The organism is Anabaena sp. 90 (assembly GCF_000312705.1).
GTDB classification, from domain to species: Bacteria; Cyanobacteriota; Cyanobacteriia; order Cyanobacteriales; family Nostocaceae; genus Dolichospermum; species Dolichospermum lemmermannii.
Genome location: NC_019427.1, coordinates 3186303 through 3207182 on the forward strand (window position 1 = coordinate 3186303; position 20880 = coordinate 3207182).

Annotated in this window: 20 protein-coding genes; 12 read left to right on the forward strand and 8 right to left on the reverse strand. The window is 36.2% G+C overall.

The genetic code is table 11. The annotated features are described in order from the left end of the window. The first annotated feature begins 6 nt into the window (after positions 1–6). The 4 genes from ANA_RS13850 to ANA_RS13865 are packed head-to-tail and all read left to right on the forward strand — an operon-like array spanning position 7 to position 2692. Positions 7–789, forward strand: coding sequence for an energy-coupling factor ABC transporter permease (locus tag ANA_RS13850; protein WP_015080681.1), 783 nt, complete (start codon positions 7–9; stop codon positions 787–789). Then, positions 776–1078 carry an energy-coupling factor ABC transporter substrate-binding protein gene (locus ANA_RS13855; RefSeq protein ID WP_015080682.1) on the forward strand — a complete coding sequence of 101 codons (303 nt, stop codon included), beginning with the start codon at positions 776–778 and terminating at the stop codon, positions 1076–1078. The genes ANA_RS13850 and ANA_RS13855 overlap by 14 nt, the downstream gene beginning before the upstream one ends. Continuing rightward, on the forward strand, positions 1075–1887 hold the full coding sequence (gene cbiQ, locus ANA_RS13860) for a cobalt ECF transporter T component CbiQ (protein ID WP_015080683.1): 813 nt from the start codon (positions 1075–1077) through the stop codon (positions 1885–1887). Before ANA_RS13855 ends, cbiQ begins: the two co-directional genes overlap by 4 nt. Next, entirely contained in the window at positions 1862–2692 is an 831-nt protein-coding gene (locus ANA_RS13865; protein WP_015080684.1) for an energy-coupling factor ABC transporter ATP-binding protein, read from the forward strand. The genes cbiQ and ANA_RS13865 overlap by 26 nt, the downstream gene beginning before the upstream one ends. An 8-nt stretch (positions 2693–2700) precedes the next feature. On the opposite strand, the gene ANA_RS28250 is transcribed toward ANA_RS13865, so the two are convergent. Beyond that, complete coding sequence (locus ANA_RS28250; protein WP_256370280.1) at positions 2701–2835, reverse strand: hypothetical protein; 135 nt, start codon at positions 2833–2835, stop codon at positions 2701–2703. A 208-nt stretch (positions 2836–3043) separates the two neighbouring features. On the opposite strand from ANA_RS28250, the gene ANA_RS13870 reads away from it, so the two are divergent. Further along, on the forward strand, positions 3044–3823 hold the full coding sequence (locus ANA_RS13870) for a hypothetical protein (protein ID WP_015080685.1): 780 nt from the start codon (positions 3044–3046) through the stop codon (positions 3821–3823). Positions 3824–4032: 209 nt separating this feature from the next. On the opposite strand, the gene ANA_RS13875 is transcribed toward ANA_RS13870, so the two are convergent. The 3 genes from ANA_RS13875 to ANA_RS24700 form a co-directional block, all read right to left on the reverse strand. Continuing rightward, complete coding sequence (locus tag ANA_RS13875) at positions 4033–5058, reverse strand: serine hydrolase (protein ID WP_015080686.1); 1026 nt, start codon at positions 5056–5058, stop codon at positions 4033–4035. Positions 5059–5429: 371 nt separating this feature from the next. Beyond that, positions 5430–5702 (reverse strand): nucleoside recognition domain-containing protein, encoded by a 273-nt coding sequence (locus ANA_RS13880; RefSeq protein ID WP_041458070.1) that lies wholly within the window; start codon positions 5700–5702, stop codon positions 5430–5432. Beyond that, complete coding sequence (locus tag ANA_RS24700) at positions 5699–5821, reverse strand: FeoA family protein (protein WP_148279055.1); 123 nt, start codon at positions 5819–5821, stop codon at positions 5699–5701. The genes ANA_RS13880 and ANA_RS24700 overlap by 4 nt, the downstream gene beginning before the upstream one ends. A gap of 359 nt (positions 5822–6180) precedes the next feature. Between ANA_RS24700 and pyrE the strand changes: the two genes are divergently transcribed. Further along, complete coding sequence (gene pyrE / locus ANA_RS13885; protein ID WP_015080687.1) at positions 6181–6798, forward strand: orotate phosphoribosyltransferase; 618 nt, start codon at positions 6181–6183, stop codon at positions 6796–6798. Positions 6799–6909: 111 nt separating this feature from the next. Here the strand turns inward: pyrE and ANA_RS13890 are convergent, their stop codons facing one another. Continuing rightward, complete coding sequence (locus tag ANA_RS13890; RefSeq protein ID WP_051155189.1) at positions 6910–8220, reverse strand: tetratricopeptide repeat protein; 1311 nt, start codon at positions 8218–8220, stop codon at positions 6910–6912. A gap of 96 nt (positions 8221–8316) precedes the next feature. Further along, on the reverse strand, positions 8317–11415 hold the full coding sequence (locus tag ANA_RS13895; RefSeq protein WP_015080689.1) for a plasmid replication protein, CyRepA1 family: 3099 nt from the start codon (positions 11413–11415) through the stop codon (positions 8317–8319). A gap of 488 nt (positions 11416–11903) precedes the next feature. Here ANA_RS13895 and ANA_RS13900 point away from each other — a divergent pair, with 488 nt between their 5' ends. From ANA_RS13900 to ANA_RS13915, 4 genes are all read left to right on the forward strand, one after another. Next, positions 11904–12173, forward strand: coding sequence for a type II toxin-antitoxin system HigB family toxin (locus ANA_RS13900; RefSeq protein WP_015080690.1), 270 nt, complete (start codon positions 11904–11906; stop codon positions 12171–12173). Positions 12174–12527: 354 nt separating this feature from the next. Further along, the gene (locus tag ANA_RS13905) at positions 12528–12950 is read left to right on the forward strand and encodes a helix-turn-helix domain-containing protein (protein WP_015080691.1); all 423 of its coding nucleotides are present in this window, start codon (positions 12528–12530) and stop codon (positions 12948–12950) included. Positions 12951–13110: 160 nt separating this feature from the next. Next, positions 13111–14178 (forward strand): AAA family ATPase, encoded by a 1068-nt coding sequence (locus tag ANA_RS13910; protein ID WP_015080692.1) that lies wholly within the window; start codon positions 13111–13113, stop codon positions 14176–14178. Then, positions 14178–15146: a hypothetical protein gene (locus tag ANA_RS13915; protein WP_015080693.1), complete on the forward strand. Its 969-nt coding sequence runs from the start codon at positions 14178–14180 to the stop codon at positions 15144–15146. The genes ANA_RS13910 and ANA_RS13915 overlap by 1 nt, the downstream gene beginning before the upstream one ends. 86 nt (positions 15147–15232) lie before the next feature. On the opposite strand, the gene ANA_RS13920 is transcribed toward ANA_RS13915, so the two are convergent. After that, on the reverse strand, positions 15233–16882 hold the full coding sequence (locus ANA_RS13920) for a Ppx/GppA phosphatase family protein (RefSeq protein WP_015080694.1): 1650 nt from the start codon (positions 16880–16882) through the stop codon (positions 15233–15235). A gap of 92 nt (positions 16883–16974) precedes the next feature. Between ANA_RS13920 and ANA_RS13925 the strand changes: the two genes are divergently transcribed. Next, positions 16975–17856, forward strand: a complete 882-nt coding sequence (locus ANA_RS13925) for a 4-hydroxybenzoate solanesyltransferase (RefSeq protein WP_015080695.1) — start codon at positions 16975–16977, stop codon at positions 17854–17856. A gap of 125 nt (positions 17857–17981) precedes the next feature. Next, positions 17982–18560, forward strand: coding sequence for a hypothetical protein (locus ANA_RS13930; protein WP_015080696.1), 579 nt, complete (start codon positions 17982–17984; stop codon positions 18558–18560). 204 nt (positions 18561–18764) lie between these two features. On the opposite strand, the gene ANA_RS13935 is transcribed toward ANA_RS13930, so the two are convergent. Continuing rightward, entirely contained in the window at positions 18765–20150 is a 1386-nt protein-coding gene (locus ANA_RS13935; RefSeq protein WP_015080697.1) for a PP2C family protein-serine/threonine phosphatase, read from the reverse strand. Between the last annotated feature and the right edge of the window lie 730 nt (positions 20151–20880).

The following is a 20880-nucleotide window of genomic DNA, read 5'->3' on the forward strand; positions in this document are numbered from 1 at the left end:
GTACAGATGATATCTAGGAAAAAACCGGGGTTAGTTAATCTCATCTTCATGGCTGTTATTAGTTTTTACCTAGTAGTTAATTTTCCCAAACCTGCCTACGCAATGCACATTATGGAAGGGTTTTTACCTGTGCAATGGGCGATATTTTGGTGGGTTGTGTCATTACCATTTTTTATGTTAGGATTGCGGAGTTTGACTCGCATTACCCAAGCTAACCCAGAATTGAAACTTTTGTTAGGTTTGGCTGGTGCTTTTACCTTTGTGCTGTCAGCGTTGAAAATCCCTTCTGTCACAGGTAGCTGTTCTCACCCCACAGGAACAGGGTTAGGTGCGGTGCTGTTTGGACCCCTGACCATGACAGTTTTGGGTAGCTTAGTATTGTTATTTCAGGCTTTGTTACTGGCACATGGTGGATTAACTACCTTGGGTGCAAATGCTTTTTCAATGGCGATCGCTGGCCCATTCGCAGCTTATTGGATCTATAATTTCACAATGCGCCTGAGTGGTAAACAAAAAATCGCCATATTTTTAGCCGCAGCTTTGGCAGATTTACTCACCTACATTATTACTTCTATCCAACTTGCCTTGGCTTTTCCTGCACCTGTGGGTGGATTTATCGCTTCATTGATCAAGTTCGCGGGAATTTTTGCTATTACTCAAGTACCCTTAGCAATTAGTGAAGGATTATTAACTGTCTTGGTTTGGAACTGGTTACAATCTTATAATCCTCAAGAATTGGAACTTCTGCAATTAATTAAGGGAAAAAATCACAGTCATGAACCAATCTAAAAAAAGTTTAAATAACTGGTTTTTAATATTAGGCGTTTTAGCTTTAGCAGTTGCACCATTAATATTTGTGCGTAATGGAAAATTTGGTGGTTCTGATGACAAAGCTAAAGCCGCTATTACAGAAATACAACCTGAATATAAACCTTGGTTTAAATCAATCTTTGAACCAGCTAGTGGGGAAATAGCAAGTTTATTATTTGCTTCTCAAGCAGCTTTAGGTGCGGGAGTAGTTGGTTATGCAATTGGTGTATATAAAGGACGTTCTCAACAGCCAAAACGTGAAGAATGACTCTACAATTAGATACCCTAGCTTACACTAATCAACTAAGAAGATTACCACCGGAACATAAACTAATTTTTGCATTTACGACATTGGCTATTTCTCTTTCTACCCATTCACTAGTACAAATTTTGATGGTGATATGGATGAGTATTTGGACAGTAATTTATGCAAAAATTCCGGCTGGTGTTTATTGGCGATTGTTAATGTTTACCATAGTCTTTTGTTTAACAAGTTTACCCGCACTCATGGTAAATGGAGTGGCAATTACTGATTTGCCAATCGTTCAATTAGACTCATGGTATGGAATGACTTTTGGACAATTCTATCTTTACATCAGTCGTAGTGGTAGCATTCAAGCATGGGAAATTGTCACTAGATCATTAGCCTCTGTTTCTTGTTTATATTTTCTCATGTTAACTGTCCCGTTCACAGAAATTTTGCAAACTTTACGTTGGTTGAGATTTCCAGCACTTTTAACTGATTTGCTATTACTAATGTATCGGTTTATTTTCATTTTGCTCAAAACAGCTAATGAATTATTGACAGCACAAAATTCTCGTGGTGGCTATTCTAATTGGCAAACTAGCATGAAAAGTTTAGCATTATTAATTGGACAATTATTACAGCGAACTCTACAACAATATAGTCAATTTTCTCTAGGATTGCAAGCAAGGGGTTTTAGTGGTGAATTGCGATTTTGGCATCCCCGACGTTATCGTCCATCTCCACGATATACCATTGAAGCAATTTGTGGCTGTGTATTATTAATAGGATTAGAAATTTGCCAAAATGCAGGAATATTTACTCGAATTTGAGGAAGTACATTACACGTATCCAGGTTCACAAAGGCTACAACAATCAGCTTTGAATGGTTTAACCATGAAGATTCCTTCTGGAAAAAAGTGTGCCTTAATTGGACAAAATGGTTGTGGAAAAACCACACTTTTCTTATTAGCTAATGGACTTTATAAACCAAATTCTGGTATTGTCAAATGGTGTGGTGAACCGTTAATTTATAATCGTCAACATCTCAGTAAAATTCGCCAAAAAGTTGGTTTAGTATTTCAAGATCCAGAACAACAATTAGTAGCTTCTACGGTTGAGGAAGATATTTCTTATGGTTTGTGTAATTTAGGTTTACCGGAAACAGAAATCAAGAATCGAGTCGAACAAGTTTTAATTGAGTTTGGGTTAACTGATTTAGCAGAAAAGCCAGTACATCATTTAAGTTTAGGACAAAAAAAACGAGTTTCTATAGCTGATGTAATGGTACTACAACCACAACTTTTAGTATTAGATGAACCCACTGCATATTTAGATATTAAGCATACTCGAAACTTGATGAAAACTCTGAAAAAAATTCATGAAGATGGCAATACTCTATTAATGGCAACTCATGATTTAGATTTAGTCTATCGTTGGGCAGATTGGGTTTTTGTCATGGATAAAGGACAATTGATGCTAGAAGGAACACCAGAAGATGTATTTAGCCAAAGTCTACTTTTAGAAGAATTAGAGTTGGGTGTACCATTAATATATGAAATGTTAGTTAATGGGTTATCTCCTGAAGAGGGAATAATTATAGAACGAGTCCGACAACGAATATTAAAAGATGGTTGAAAATGGATTTAACCGTATATATTTTTGTGAATATATTGTAGTAGTCTGTCAAGAACTAAATGACGGGTAAATAAATTTTCCTTCTTCCTTCTTCCTTCGCGCTCTTTGCGTCCTTCGTGGTTCATTTCTTCTTTATGCGTCAAAATGTCTTTAACAGACTAGTAGGTTGGGTTAAGCGACAGCGCAACCCAACAAAATTCCGACAATGTTGGGTTTCCTTGCGTCAACCCAACCTACTTGTAAGTTAAATGTCAAAAGACAGTCTGTCAAACATTTATTATTATGTTGAAAAGATAAAAAAGGGATTCTTTACAGTAAACTAACTAATTAATCTCTTTGCGGAAATTGGATATGCAGCTTCAAGAAGTCTCTAACGTTGCAGTCATTGTTGGTGAAAATGCCGTTACCCTTTCTCAACTACCTTCTGTATGGCAAGATATCGCTAAAGGTAGAGCAAACGTCAGATTCAGTAATCCACAAATTTATGTGGAAATGGCGCAGTTATTTCAATATAAACTGCAATATGGTGATGTTGATTTGTTTAATGAACGCCCCCATTTATCTCATTTAATACCGTCATTTTCCCAGCTATTTGGACAAATGGCACAGGAAACTCTGGAATTTTATGGACATGACTTTATGGTTCACAACTATCCGAACTTTGGAGAAGTTCTACATAATTTTGAATCAAAGGGTTCTGAATACAATAACGAAGTAAAAGTAGCTCGTATTGGTTTAGAACTTTTTGATGAATTTGGATATGATTTACCAGCTAGTTTCTATCATGTACATTTAGCTCCAATTTATCGAGATCATGTGTTTGAAGAACGGGCTTTAAGATTTGATCAACGGGATATAGAACATAAACGTTCTTGGGATGCTATTCTCCACGCAGGTAAGGTATTTGCAATCCAAATGAAGGTACAAAGTATCGCCTCCAAATACGGGTTTACCTATCAACATGGCTGTGGTTGTAACTCTCATTTATCTTCCATTGATGAATCTTCTGGTGCATTTGCGTATGAATTAAGTTTGGAAAAACGTCAACGCTGGATTCGCAGTTTTATCTGGACAGCTTGGTATGAGTATGCAATATTTCCCATTGTGCCAAATACCAGTTATCTTGTTTAATCAAAAGACAAAATAATTTACTGGGGTAATGGGGGATTTATATCTCCCATTCATTATTGATCTGATGATGTTTGTAATCGCGTGAAAGATCCAAAGTTTTAATCACTTCATATAAAGAATAATGTATAGACACATCTTTATATGAAGTGACTTTCCAACAAACTTGTTTAGATTTAGAAATAACTTCTACTGTAATTTGTGTAGATTTACTAGCTTCTTTGGGTACTTAGTTTTGGTTGGTCAAAATAACCATAGACTACCTGAGAAACTTGACGAATAAAATCTTTTGCTCTAGCATCATGATTCGGTCTTTGCACAAAAACTCCTGCTAAATAACGCTTACCTGATGACGTTTCAATGATACCTGCATCTCCTAATATAAACCTAAGTGTTCCTGTTTTGTGCGCTATCTTCGCCCCAGAACCTAAACCAGAAGGTAATAAACTTCTATTCCGACAACCATTCATAATACCTATTACTTGTAATTCACTTGTATTGGAAACTAACTGATTATTTTCCATCAAAGCTGATAGTTTTACCAAATCTTTAGCGCTGGTTTTATTAGTTCCTTTAAAATCTCCCAGTCTGTTTCGCATAACAGTATTTTCCAATCCCCAACTGCGAAATTTTTGATTTAATTGAGTAATCCCGCCTAAACGATCTATGATCATATTCGTTGCAGTGTTATCGCTAATAGTCATCATCCTAGTTGCAGTTTCTAAGAGACTAAACTTACTTCCCACCTTTGCATATTGCATATTTCCAGAGCCACCAACTATATGTTTCCTGCCCATTACTAAAGTTTCATCTAATTGAATTTCTCCAGCATCTACTTGCTGAAACAAAGCAATTAAAATCGGATATTTAATTGTACTAGCAGCCGCAAAAGATTTATCTCCATTAATGCTTAAATAATCCCCTGTTTCCAAGTCCATAAAGAAAATTCCAGGAGAGAGAAATTTGTAGCGAGCCATTAATGTTTTAATGGGAGTTTGTAGTTCTGAAATTTCTCTTCCTAAAGGCAATATACCAGTGAAGTTACGAGTATCTGTTGGACTGATATTGCTGACAGAATCAGGGGGAATAAATTTAATTTCTGGCAATTGTACATTTGATTTATTTAAACTCCAGCGACTTGGGTTCTCAAGCTGGTTGTTATCAGAATTTGCCTTAACTGGTAAAGATAATAAAAGAGTAGTTGTGATACTAAATAGGAGTAATGAACGTAGTTTCATGTAGTTTTGTGAGGAGAGGATTGAAATTACTTACAGATACTTTCTAAACAAGTAAATGAAATCAGGATTGATTGATTTAGGAATTTTTTTCAGCAAGTCATTCTGGTTAACTTTCTTTTGATAATTCCCAAATTTAGATTCCATAAAACAAATTAGCACTCAAAAATTGTCCGGGTAAGAAAAAAGTCACTTTTAAGGCATTAAACAGCACGAATCTTTATTTTACTTACAAATAATGCGTTGGCAGTTATGGTATTCCCATACCGTAGCATCCATTAAGGAAAATTAGCAAATAAGCAACTAGTTACTTGCCTCACCGTACCAACGACTACTATACCACCATTATGCAACTCCGAAAATTGCTATAAAAATTAAAATCCTAAAGCTCTTGCACTTTGATAGAAAATAAAACTTGCTACCCAAGCTAAACCAATAGACCAAACTACAGATATAACTGCAAATTTCCAGCTTTTCGATTCACTTTTGATCACGGCAACAGTTGACAAACAAGGGACATAAAGCAGAGTAAATAACATAAAACTATAAGCCTGTACCCAGTCTATTTGATGGGCAATAGTCCCCATTAAATCTGCACCCTCAGCCTTACCAATCTTGATTTTTGCCATCATCAAATCTACTGTCATCCCCGACGCAACATCACAATTTGCCTACCGGTGCGGAAACCCATTGCTAGAAGGCGCTGTTGTAATCCAGATTCACTGTGCAGTTGAGTAATTGTGGCAATTTGACCAGGCTGTAACAAGCCAAGATGATTTCGTAGTGAGGGCTTCAGCCCTCAAATGAGGAATAAATTCCTCACTACAAACTTTGAATTGTTCAAGCGGTTCTACTTAACTCCTTTAAAGAGTATGGAACTTTTATCTAATACCGTAGCGATTATGTTGTTTTACAACATCTACAATTAGTTTATCTTTCGAGGTAAGGTAGTCATCAGCGAAGAGGGAGATTGACACTCTCAGCGCGAAAGCCAAGCTCGTTTCTGCGGACAGAATTAAATTAATTTAATTCTCGCTAGGTTTTGGGTGAATCTTAATTTATGCTTAATAAATATAACTCTATTGAGTTTCAATTTTGGTTTAACACAACTTTTAATTGTTTGTAATGTCTTATTCCACTCAAACCTCTAGCAACTCAGATATTTGGGCAGTTACCACTGATTTAACTACTCTCCGTCAAAAGCTACTAGATTTATTTTGCCAGCTTGCGTATCAAGAAGGTGATTTTGTTCTTTCCTCTGGACAACGTAGTTCTTACTATATTAATGGTAAACAAGTCACACTCCATCCTCAAGGTGCTTTGGCTATGGCGAGGTTATTGTTACCAATGTTGCCTGAAGATACTCAAGCTGTAGCTGGTTTAACTTTAGGTGCTGATCCGATTGTCTCCGCAGTTAGTGTGGTTTCTGTGTATGAAAATAGACTGATACCAGCTTTAATTATTCGCAAGGAAGCCAAGGGACACGGGACAATGGCTTACATTGAAGGTCCCAGTTTACCCCAGGGGGCAAAAGTCGTAGTTTTGGAAGATGTGGTAACAACTGGACAATCTGCACTCAAGGCTGTGGAGCGGTTACAGGCGGCTGGTTATACGGTAGATAGGGTAATTTCCCTAATAGATAGATTGCAAGGCGGTGGGGCGTTATATGAGTCCGCTGGCTTGCAGTTTGAGGCTTTATTCACAATTCAGGATCTTCAAAAACGCTATCGAGAAATTAACTGAGGAGTCAGGAGTCAGGAGTCAGGAGTCAGGAGTCAGGAGGAAGAAAGAAGAAAGAAGAAAGAAGAAAGAAGAAAGAAGAAAGAAGTTTCTCTCCTGTTCCCTGTTCCCTATTCAAGTCTGAGACATTTTGGCAATCAGATTGGTAATTTCCTGATAATATCGCGTGTTTCCTGACTGAGAATAGAGATCAGCAGATTTACGGAAATCAGCGATTGCGTCTAGCTGATTCCCTAAATGTCTATGTATGTCTGCTCTAACTAAATAAGCTAAAGGATAGCGTGGTTGTAATTGGATAGCTTGGTTTAAATCTGCTAATGCGGTATTTAATTCTCCTAGCAGAAAGTGACTACGACCGCGATTAAACCAGTCTTCAGCTAAATTAGGGTTAATGCTGATGGCTTGAGTATAATCTGATATAGCTTTTTGATACTCCTTTAGGGCATAACGAGCATTAGCGCGATCGCTATAAAATACAGCAGACTGGGAATCTAATCGTAAAGCTTCAGTAAAATCACTAATTGCTCCTGTAAAATCTTTAGCTATATAGCGACTACTTCCTCGATGATAATATGCTGCTAAAGAATCAGAATCTATCTTTAATGCTTGGTTATAGTCTTGAATAGCTGTTTGTATATTACCTAACAACTTGTAAGCATCTCCTCGCTTACAGTAAGCTGAGGCAAATTCTGGAGATACTTCTATAGCTTGAGTATAATCTGCAACTGCACCAATAAGATCTTGTATAGCTTCTCGTACCATGCCCCTTCCATAGTAAGCTGTTGCTAAATGAGGATCAATTTGTAATGCTTGATTATAATCAATAATCGCATTTTCATAATTTCCCAGGTGGTGATGTGCATTTGCTCGAAAACCATATACTGAAACTAATGTAGGATTAATTTGTAATGCTTGGTTGTAATCTTTAATGGCATTTTCATAATCTCCCAAATTACTATGGACTAAACCCCGTTCATAGTATGCTTGAATATCATCAGGAACTATTTTTAATGCTTGATTAAAATCAGCAATTGCTTGATAATAATCTTGGATACGGGCATAAACTAAACCCCGATTGTAGTAAGCTGCACCAAATTTAGGATTAATTTCTAGAGAACGATTATAATTAGAAATTGCACTTTGATATTCTTGCAAAGCATAATAACTGTTACCCCGATTATGGTAAGCTTCAGGAAAATTAGGATTGATTTTTATACATTGATTATAATCAGCAATAGCTTTTTGATAATTACCTAAAATATGAAAAATATTACCTCGATTAATATAAGCCATTGAAAAATTAGCATATAATTCTAAAGCCGCATCAAAATTAGCCAGTGCTTGTTGATAATTACCATCATGATAATGATCTAAACCCTGTTGGTGTAAAGCATTAACAACATCAAAATCAATATTTTTATTCATTTTGTAACTTGTAAGCACACAAAATAGATTTTACCACAGATAGATCAGATATATCCCCGATTTCTTTGAGAAGTCGGGGATCTGTTTTTTTGTTGTTTAACTTATCAGTACAGCTTCCTGTTGAGACTTTTTAGATAAATCTACAATTTCACATTCCATATTATGTAAAGTAGTTAACATCAAATCATCACGGTGTTGCCAAACTGCAAATATTTTATCTCTACCATCATTTAGAGTGTCTAAATCAATTTTATAACCATCATTGACTTGCTGTAATTTCAAACCTAACAAACCTAAAAGTCGGCTTAATAACTTAATTCCCGCAACAGATTCTTTACCTCTAACTAAATCAATACCTAAAGCGCGTTTAATATGTCTACTACTTTGTCCAGCTACATTTTTTAGCCAAATTAAATCAGCGTCATTTTCACTAAATACTCTTTCTGTTTCCAGAAATTGCATTATTCCCAAAGCCCGCATAGCTTCTACTTTCAACGTATAGGTTCTTAAATCTGGGAGAAAAACTTTACCTTCACCCCACAATAACTGCTGACTCCATTCTTGCTGATCTTTTACATGAAAATATTCACTTTCATGAGTCAGATAATAATGAATTAATAATTGTCCATAATAACCTTTTTCATCCTGGATTTTGAGTTGGGGAGTAACTACAATTCCATACCTTTGTCTGAGAATATATTTATCAACTTGATGACGTTCTCCATTGCTAAGAGAATGTTTAGTTAATAGCTGTTCATATTCCACATAGTCAATATCTTTAGCATTAGCTACAGAATTTGCTGCTGCTGATTGATTTTGCTGCTTAATTTCTTTGATTTTGCGTTTAATCTCCTTGGCTTTTTGAAGACTTTGTCCCCAATCTTTTTGCACTTTAACAATTTCTACAATTAACCGTTTGCGATTTTCTACATCACTAGGTTCAGTGGCAAAAAAGGCTAAACGCAAATCACGAAGAATGTTATTTTGGACTTCATTACTTCGCATTTGAATTTGATGACCATCAGTTATTAATCCATCTTGCATTGATTGCCGATAAAGACGAATAGAAGCATTTACCCTAGCAGATAATTTTGCCCAAGTGCGTAAATGAATAGGATCATAAACTAGAGGTAAATCTACATCTATTTTATGTAATGGACTTAATAAAGCTAAGTTTTCTTTTTGATTTTCTTGATACCAATTAGACAGTAACCGATAATTTGTACTACCACTACCAATTAAGCCAATACCGCGTTTAGCACACCAAACAATACGGGGAACATTATCCCTAACTCTTGCTAAAGCTTGACGGGCTTCTGAGTCAGGAATTACCCCTTGAAAAATGCCATAAACTCGGTCAAAATGTTGAACATCAATACTAATTCCTGTTCCCAAACTAGGGGTAACAAAAACAGTATCATAATCAGTGATTTTTTGATTAATAGCAGCTATCAAATCAACGGCTGCATGACCAGGTGTATTAGTAGTATGACTACTAACTACTAAAGTTTCAGGAAATTCTCTTCTGAGTTTCTGTAAACGTTCTTTTAAATAACGTTCAATAGTTTCACAACTGTAGCGGCCAGAACGACTATCAGTAGTAACATAGCATTTACGTCCAGCAATTAAATCTAATTCTAATTGATGAATTAGGGGTGTGGGATTGGGTGAATCATAAAAAGTTGTATCCCAACCTTTTTCCGGTTTCCATTCATTGACAACTACCCAAGGATTTAATTTAATTCCGGCTAAGGTCTGTAAATATTCTAAAGATACATCTGATAAATCGGCATCTTGGGCAATTATCAAACCTCCTGTTGTGAGAACTGTAGAAATTAGTTGTTGGAAAATACGAAGAATTTTAACTCGTTTTTGTTTACAGGTATTACTATTGAGTAAATGCCATAAAGACTGCTCAACCTCATCTAAAATTAATATTGCACCGTGCCAATCTTCGGGTTTTAATTTCCAAATTGAATCTACACATAATCCCAAAGATGGCGTAATTGGTAACGGACACTTAACAGCTACTTCATCAGCTTCTATCCGCCATGATTCATGCTCAAAACCCCATTTAATCCCGATTTTATCACATAAAAACCGTCCCAAGATGATTCTATGGGTAATTAATAAAACTGGTTGATTATGATTTTTTGCTCGTTGAACAATGCTTTGTAATGCTGTGGTTTTACCTGTACCCTTGGCTGATTTCACTCCTACTAAACCAGAGGTAGGAAAGGCAATTTTTCCCAAATAAGGACGGTTAACAGTAAGTGCAGCGGGAATTGTTAACTCTGTATGGGGTTTGGTTTGGGCAATATAAATATCTAAATCTAGGCTTTGACGATAAGTTTTATCAAAGGCTGTTGCACCTTTAGTAATGATAAATTCATCAACTCCTTTTTCTTTTCCTGGAAGTTCGACAACTTTAACAGGACAGTTTTGTTGTTGAAATAAACAACCCAATTGGGAAATAGCATTATTTACAGCCGCAATTTTTTTAGCTTGAGTTTCAAAATCAAAACAAATATAAAAGTTGCGTTTTATGTTTGTAAATACTGCTAAATCAGGTATTAATTGCCGCCGGGTAACTTTACCAAATTCATCTTTAATAACTCGATAACCGCTATTAATACCAGGAATAGCAATAGCAACATATCCTTGGCTTAAAAGGGCTGCGGCTTTTTTCACACCTTCACAAATGACAATGGCTATTTTATTTTTAATTACCCATGACCAAAAACCTTCGGCTTCATCATCATGATTAATAGTAATATTTTCCGGTAAATTTAAGTTGTAAAGTTGGCCAACTTGTTGCCAAATTTGTAAGGATATGCGTAAACAAAATATGCGTGTGGGGGTGCTGGGAGGATGTTCATATTTAATTGATTTGCCCTTTTGATTTTGTCGCGGTTGGTTGGGTTTAAAACATCCCCATTCCATCTTATGCCAATTATTGAGAGGGTCGAGTCCCGAACACCACCAACCACCTTCTGTAATGTGGCTATACCGCTGTAACCAAGCGTTTTTAATCATCCCTGTATTGGTGCGAGGGAGTTGGTCAGAAATCAGCAAATATTCATAAGCATTTATGCCTTGAAGCGATTTGAAATTTAAACGAATTAAGTCTAAGTTTATACCACTACTCTTGACTAATTCTTCAAGGTGTTGTTGATGTAAAGAATGCAGATGCATAAGCTGAAGCAGCTAAGGAATATAACGAGATTAAAACTTTAGCATGGCTAGGCTGATTTTTTATAAAAGAAATTCTTAAATTTCAGTGTTATATTTTTTACTTTGTTTATATAAATACTTCTGTGAATATATCAATGTCTGGTTATGGCTATGCAACCGTAAACATAATAAATTTGTATTGTGATATTTATATATATATAATTTTTGGTTATAGGTACAGGACTTACACAACTGGTACATTGGTAGCAAGCTACGCAAAGCGTCCCGGAGGGAACTAGTACATCACGGCATAAATAAAGCAACCATATTCAATCGCCAAAAAGCCTACTGTATATTAGTTTTGACTTTTGACTTTTGACTTTTGACTTTTGCCCTGCGGTACTAGCCCGACTTAAGAATCGCACAACAAACCATCTAATTTTGAGAATGTGATATTGTTGTAATAACTGTATAAAATTATTGGCTGCTCAAGTTTAAATTAAAGTTTAATGCACGTTATCAGCCGAAAAAAGCTTAGAGAATATTGTCAAGAACACGCAGACTGTTGTGAACCTCTTGATGACTGGTATTTTACTGTTAGTAAAGCTAATTGGGGTAATTTAGTAGAAGTACAGTCTGTTTATCCCAAGGCTGAATCTGTTGGTAATTTGACAGTTTTCAATATTAAAGGCAATAAATACCGTTTAATTGCTAGTATTAATTATGAGAACCAGGTCATCTATATTAAATATGTCTTAACTCATGCAGAATGTCAGTAACCCAGCCCTAAAGGGACTGGGCTTGCAAGAGTAATCAAGCAAGCCGTACTGACCAGACCACCCTGAGTTTACTCTCATGGTAGCCGTTATTTGAGTCACGACACCCTGGAATGCGTAGCTAGTTCCCTGCTCTGTCGCTGGCAATTAAACAGTTTTAAGGTCACTGAAACAGTGTTGCCAGCCTAACAAGCTCTTATAACAGGTCGAAGCTAACATTACCCCGCAAGGGAGTTGGTTTCCAGGTTCCAATCAAAAATCTGGTTTCAATTTTAAGATTCACAGCGGTTAAAACCGCTCGTGCCGTTTCCCTCTCAGGGCTAAAGCCACTGAGTTTCCCACTTACCGGGTATTCTTATGACAAAGACTACTGGAAAAATGACTCTTACTTTTGATTCAGAAGTTTACAGCAAATTACTTTCTCAGTCTCAACCGCGAGTTATTAAAACTGAGGAAGAAAATGATCGGCTTTTAGCAGTTGTGGAAGATTTGCTTTCGCGTCCTCGTCTGACAGCAGAAGAAAATGCTTTGTTGGAGTTATTGGTAAGGCTAATTGAAGATTTTGAAAGTCAGCATTATCAGCTAAATATTTCTACCCCTCGTTCGAGAATTTTGCATTTATTGGAAGCGCAGGATTTAGAAATAGGTGATTTAGTTTCTGTTTTAGGTTCGAGTGAGTTAGTTTCTCAGGTAATTAATGGTGAGGTGGGAGTGACGCGAGAACAAGCTGAGATGTTAGGGAAGTTTTTTCACGTTGATGCAAGTTTGTTTGTTGTGTAAAAGAGTCAAAGACAGGAAGTTTTTAATATTTGTAGCAGTTTAGCAATGCTCAATGGTATCAACTTAAGCTCAAATCTTTACCATATTTCCTATTTTTAGAGACCATGATGAGTTTAGTGTGTAATAAAAGTTAAATAAAATATAAATATTGAGAAGTATTATGAAATTACATTCCTTGGAAATAAAAAACTTTCGTGCTATTAAAGATATCTCTTTAGATTTTACCGATTTACTTAGTCGTCCTCGATCTATCAATTTAATTGTCGGTCCTAATGGTTCTGGTAAAACTTCAATTTTAGATGCAATTCATGTTGTAGTTAAAGTCTTTGAAAATCCACAAAATCCAGAGTTAAGAGAGGGTTTGGAATACAATGTACAACAATTAGTTAGAGGTAGAGCTAATATTGCTCAAATCACATTTGAGTATTCCATTGAAAAAGATGAAGCTGAAGCTATTAACGATGTTTATTCTTCACTGGGATTGAAGCAAAACTTTAATTTATCAAAATCAGTTGCACCTTTAGAAAGTCCAGCAAAAGTTATTTGGTATTTTCCAACTAGAATCCCAAATAATTTATGTGATCATGATATTTCACCTAAAGGTTCTATTAGAGTTTTGGGTGCAAGAGGTAGAGCTTCTCAAGCAATATCTAAAAATCGTCAAACTTCACAAATATTTGATAGAATTGGTGGAGTTTGCTATTTAGATCAAAGACGTACTGTAAGATTATTTAAGAGTTTCAATAAACAAAATATAGAAGATCAAAATGCACATAGTGATGTTTTATCTTGGTTAATTGAATATTACCGTAAACATAGAACATGGAGTGAAGAAAAATACGGCGAGTCCTATTGGAAGAGAGTTCAAAGATTATTTAATAAAATTTGCTTCCCTTCAGAATTAATAGGTTTAGAGTCTGGTCCAGATTCTGATACTTTGATTCTCAAAAGAAAGGGTGTAGAATATGATTTACTACAAATGAGTTCAGGGGAACATCAAATTTTAAGAATTTTAGTTGGTTTAGCAGCAGATACCGCTAAAAATTCCATTGTTCTTATTGACGAAGTTGAACTACATTTACATCCTGCTTGGCAAAAAAGATTAATTCAAGTTTTGCGGGAAGATGATTCAAATAATCAATATATTTTTACAACCCATTCCCCAACTGTGGCAAAAATGTTTTATGATTCGGAAATTATTAATTTGGGTGATTTGGAAGAAAAATAATGGAAATCTTGAGTAATACTTTATATATATTAATTGAAGGTGCGCCTACAAGTCCCGAAGTTGTATTTATTAGAACAGTTATTCGTAAACTAATAACTCAAGACTTGCTATCAGACATAGAATATGAAGTAATTGAAATAGGTGGTAGTGGGAATTTTAATTCTATAGGTAAATTAATCTATCATAAAAGTCAATTACACCAAAGCATACCAGTAATTGCCATTACTGATAGAGATTTTAGGACACAGGAAAAAATTGAGCAAATAAGTAGCAAACTTGACTCTAATTTAATCAGAGACAAATCAGTAAGAATTATCTATTGGAAAAGACATGAATGGGAAAATTTCTTACTTGAAGAAACAGAAACTATTGCTAATCTTTTCAATCAGATATCTACTGAAAAAACAGGTGAGAAGAAGACATATAGAAAGGATACTGATAATAATTTAAGCAAATCACAGCTAGAACAATGGCTAGTACAATATTTTCAAGACTCGATAATAAGAGAATTATTTGAATGTTTAAAGTTTCAATTCCGAGAAAATGCAAATTTCAGACTAACATTAGATCAAATAGAATCTTTATCTTTGATAGATATGAGAACTTTTTTTGAACAGCAAGTAGTTGATAAAGCGAGTGAATCAGAAAACAGAATATTGAATTTAATAAATATGTTAGAGGATATAATTATAAGTCAAGATTTTCAGTGGCAAACCTATATTAATAATCCCCATGAACTGGATTTTCAAGAAGCAAAAATATTTTTTAGAGGTAAAGAAGCACTAAAGGATATACATAGAAAAGCTTATCAATATTTGAAGGTAGAACATTTAGAATATGATCGCTTCTGCAAAGAATTAATTTTACCAGAATTAGCAAAAAATACAAATTCCCTGATTGTTCAAGAACTTGGTGAAATGTTACAACCTTATTTTCAACAAGCTGCCAATTTGACAGGAATAGAATAAATTTTATATCGCTCTTTTCATTTCAATATGACGGCGTAAAATCTCATTAATAGCTGTTTGATCGACAATTTTTAACGCCAACCTACTTAGCTCAATGGAGTGTTACTATTTGCTAATATTGCCACAAATTTTAAACCAAATTCTTCTTCAAAAACTCCTTTTTTGTAATCTAAACTCCACATTTCTAAGGCACATTCATCATCAATTAATGATGGAAATATCAACATCTTAAATTCTTTGAAGTTGGGAACATATTCACATTGAACATGAGAAATAGCCCCTATTTGTCTTCTGTCTAAAGCAACAGCTAACCTTAAAATTGCACTGAGTTGATTAACCATTGTCCGATGTTCTTTGTGCAATAGATTCCGATAGCTTTCATGTTTTTTCTTGGGTGGAGATTTGCGGTGATAACGGGCTATATTGGCAATAATTTCGATTTCGGTTTCGTTATAACCCAGTAATTCACCATTTCTAATTAAGTAGTATGAATGTTTGTGGTGTGCAGAATGGCTGATATAGTGACCACTATTGTGTAAAATGGCAGCAGCCCATAGTAATTGACGTTGATCTGCATTCCAATAATGTAATTGTCCTTTGGTTTGGTCAAATATATTAAGTGCAAAAGCGGTAACACGCTCGCTATGTTCTAAGTTAGTTTGATATTTTTTGGCAGTTTTTAATACACTGCGTTCCCGAATGGAACTTTGAAACCGCAGTCTGTTGTCAATGAAGCCATGAGTTAGCATCCAGTCTACAATTACGCCTTCCCTAAGAGACCGTTCACAGACTGTTACGGATTGTACTCCTAACAAGGTCATTGCTTCCTGTAAAATTACTGCCCCTGAAAGTATCACTTCTGACCTTTTTTCTGGCATTCCCGGAACGGTAGCCCGTTCTACATTGGTCATTTTGCGTAAGCGATTTACCCAAGTTCGCAAGTCTTGAAGACTGAATTGATACCCGTTGAGGGTGGAAGGAACAAGACCTAATTTTTCCCGCGCATGGATGGTAGCGATGGTTTCTATTGTCCCAGATGTGCCGATTAACTGGGGAGAATCGCCAATTTTGAGTTTTCCTTGCACTTCTTCCACAGAACGTTCTAGCATTCCTCTAGCGTAAGCTTGGAGGTATTTAAATTCGGTTTCGCTGATGGGATCTGAGGCGATTAATTCCCCAGTTAAGCGCACTGCACCGATTTTGGTACTGGTGAGACTACGGGGTTCTTCACTGTCTCCTAAAATCAATTCTGTTGAACCACCACCAATGTCAATTATGATATGCGGTTTGTTGTTAAATTCCATCCCCGATAATACACCTAAGTAGATGCGACGGGCTTCTTCGGGACCGGAAATCAAGTCAACGCTTAAACCGACTTCGGTTTCGATTTGTTGAAGAAATTCTTGACCGTTGGGAGATTCCCGGACTGCACTTGTCGCCACAGCAACAATACTATTTGTCCCTAAGCTGTCAGCAAGAGTTTTAAATCTTCCTAAACAGGCGATCGCTTTCATCATCACTTCCGGTTTTAATTCGCCAGTAATTAAATTGCGATCGCCTAATCTCACCGTTTCCTTTTCTCTGGCAATAATGGTAAAAGATGGTAAAGTTGCTTCAATTTTTACCACTATGATATGTAAAGAATTTGTACCAATATCAATGGCTGCAATCATCTGATTTTCTTGAACTGATTCACTAGGTTTATTTTCCCAGTTAGCCGAGACTAAATTTACCATTTTGTTATTCTCTGAATAGATGAATAGGGACTGGAGGACAAATAGCAAATAACGATATTCTATAAATGTAAAGATATGTTAAATCAGCAAATATGTTAGAAACACCAAAAATCAACCCAGAACCATTATGGCTTGTAATTATCCGGCTGTTAAGGTGGAATAAACCAGAAGGGAGGTTAATTCTGATGATACCCGCATTGTGGGCGGTATTTTTAGCCGCTGCGGGTAAACCACCGTTACCCCTGGTGGGAGTGATTATTTTTGGTAGTATTGCCACCAGTGCGGCTGGATGCGTAGTTAATGATTTATGGGATAGAGATATTGATCCCCAAGTTGAGAGAACACGCGATCGCCCGCTTGCATCTCGTACCATTTCCGTTAAAATTGGCATTGTGGTGGGGATAGTCTCCCTCGTCTGTGCCGCAGTTGTCGCTTTCTATCTTAACCCTTTAAGCTTCTGGTTGTCTGTGGCCGCAGTTCCAGTAATTGTCCTTTATCCCGGTGCGAAACGGGTATTTCCTGTTCCCCAATTGGTGCTTTCGATTGCTTGGGGTTTTGCGGTTTTAATTAGTTGGAGTGCTGTTACAGCTAATATTACAGCACCGACTTGGTTGCTTTGGGGCGCGACGGTACTATGGACATTAGGATTTGATACCATTTATGCCATGAGCGATCGCCAAGATGATCAACGCATTGGCATTAATTCTAGCGCTTTATTCTTTGGTAAATATGCCCCTACAGCGATCGCTGTTTTCTTGATTGGTACGGTTATTCTCTTAGCTGGAGTCGGTTTATTAGTTAATTTAAACACAGCATTTTGGATCAGTTTAATTTTGGCTAGTATCGGCTGGATTTGGCAAATTATCCGCTTACAACAGCCTGAAATCCCTCATCCTGCTTATGGAGAAATGTTTCGCCAAAATGTCTGGATTGGTTTTTTAATGTTAGCGGGAATGATTCTTGGTTCTTTGTGAATTTGTCATCAATTTAACCAAATCAAAATTTTTCTGTCAATCTAACTCAAGCTAGATTCAAAACTATCAGGACTACTGTTTTAAAGGTTGGGATATTAATCTACAAGCTAGATGTAACCAACGGAATGAAGCGATCTATTTTAGTTAAACTCGCTCCAATAATTTTACTGTCCCTGGGTAGTTTTGGTCTAGTTATTGGCAGTTTCTGGATGAGTAAAGCTGCTAGTAAAACCAAACAATTACAGTTAATTACTGATACATCACAATATCAAGAAATCCGTAACCACCAATGGGCTGATATTCAACAAATTCAACATTTTCCCGGACAAATTCCTAATGATTCTCAAGTTTTACAAATGGCTTATGCTTCGGGATTAACTCCCGGAAGTAATTCTTTACAACTGCGGATCAAAGAACCACAAGCAAAGATTAAAAACCTCCTGACACAGTACAAAAAAATCTCTCAGCATCAATACCAGGGTGGGAATACAAATACTCATAGTAACCAACCCAACGGCGTACCGACAACATTCTTTTATACTAGCGATTCAGAAACAGAAACCTTTCCTAGCAGTTATGAAATATTAGTATTAAAAGCCGAAGATAAAAGCCAACCTGGTGCAAAATGGAATCATGGTAATAGTCATGGAGTCGCAATTGATGTTGCATCTTCAGAAATTATCTATTGGGCGGAAAAATGGTAAAAGCAGGAGTAAATTCAATCCCTGAAGAATAGAATTTATATTTGATTTGTGGACATTGTAAAAGTCAGATCCCCGACTTCTTAAAGAAGTCGGGGATCTTGTGTTATGTAGTCTTTGCATAAGTATTGGTAGCGATCGCTCTCCCAGCGGATTTACCTGACACTGTGAATCAAATTCTGGACATAGAATTTTTACCATAACTAATCACACAATCTGCAAAACCACCAACGTCATATCATCGGTATTTTGCCTATCAGCACCGATAAATTGCTGAACTTGATCAAATAGATATTCCACAATTTCCTGGGGACTATTGCAATACTTACAAGCCGTTCTGAAAGATGTAACAAAATTATCTTCATCAAAGCGATCGCCACCAGCCGCCGCTGCATCAGTCAAACCATCAGTATAATAAATAACTGTGTCCCCAGATTCTAACTGAACCTGAGCATCTTGATATTCGCTATTGGCATCTAAACCAATTAACATCCCGAACGTATCCAAACGGCTCACAGTTTTTGTCGCTGCGTGCCACCATAAAGGCGGATTATGGGCGGCATTACTATAAGATAAAATTCGCGTTTGCGGGTCATATTCTGAATAAAACATCGTCACAAAGCGGTGGGAATTTTCCAAATCCGCATACATAACCCGATTCAAATTTTGCAAAATTCCCGCTGGGGAATTACCATGCAATACTTCACCTCGTAGCATTCCCCGCAACATCGTCATAATCAAACCTGCGGGAACACCTTTACCCATCACATCCCCAATTACCAAACCCCAACTGGCATTTTCTGGAGATGCTTGTGGTTTGGGCTTTAACTGGTTTTGATTAGTGGGAATAAAATCATAGTAGTCACCACCAACATGATTAGCCGGTTTACAACGGGCTGCTAGAGACAAACCAGGAATATTTGGACATTGACGCGGTAAAAGTCGGCGTTGAATTTCTGCACCAATTTCTAATTCTTGATCTAAACGTGCTTTTTTTCTTAATTCTACAGATAATTCATCATTGTCAATCGCAACTGCGGTTTGGTCTGCCACTAACCGCACTAATTTTTGTCTAGTTTCTGTCCAACTATATTCTGGATCACGACTCAAAACATACAGCCAACCCCGTTCTGTATGCTTAACTAAAATAGCTGTCCCAAAGATTTGGACATCTGGACCTAAAACGGCGTGCATTTGGTCATCTAGAATGCCTGTGGAAATGGCAGCAGGACCAGAATTAGTTAAAAGAGTAATTTGACTACTGGCAGTTTCTAGGGCTTTTCTAATATTTTTTCGTTGCTGAGTATCTTGCCAATGTAGTTGTTCTAATCTAATTTGTCCATTGGGTTTATAAAGAAAAAGTGCGCTACCTTCCGCATCTGTCACTCTGGTAGCCATGAGGGGAATCAGTTCCAAAAACTGATTTAAATTATTAAAGCTTCTGAGGGCAAATCCTAAGGAACTCAGCAAGTCTTGAATTTTATTTTGTTCTCGATGCAGCCTGGACACAAGTTCTTTGAGTGCCACCACAGGAGTGACATCTGTGGTGGTGCTGCTATTACTATCAGTAGGATGGGGGGGAAATTGTGACACAGGTTAATATTGCAGTTGAGAATAGCAAATGTGTGATTCTTTATAAATACTCTTTCTTGATAAATTGTGAAATCATATTCAACGAGATTCGTGATTTTAGCAAGAGTAGAAGAAATGTTGAAGGTAATTTTTTAAGTCTTGGTTAATGCTGAGGACATTTTTGATGGTTAATTTTCCATGATGATAAATTTTCTAATTTGTCAAAAATAAATCTTTGGGAATCGGTAATTTTTATGATTAATTAACAGCCCCTAATTCTTTCACAACTGAATCAACCCTTCATATATCTTGAGAAATAAAAGTTTGCGATTAGCAAAATTACCTCTATTCCTGAGAGAATATATATTAAGAATCATCAAACTAAAAAACCAGATAGATTTTCAGTGAGTTAATTCATGGTTTTTGCGTTGGTGGAATTTTGGTTAAAACATAGTTGTCATCATGCTTTTAATCAAAACTTGTTCAATTATGGACTACAAACATTTAACCTATATACCATAAATTCTCGAAATGTTTCCTTAGATAGATTTCTTTTATGGAAAAATTTCGCTTATTTTTGCTTAATGCTCTAAATCCAGTATACTTTTATACTAGCATTTGAATTAAAGCGTGGGATTAAATATAAGTTTTACATTGCTGGGGATTTAGCTGATCAAAGGACATTCATATCCTGCGTTTATCTGCGTTTATCTGCGTTTATCTGCGTTCAATTATTCTTTAAGGCTTATTT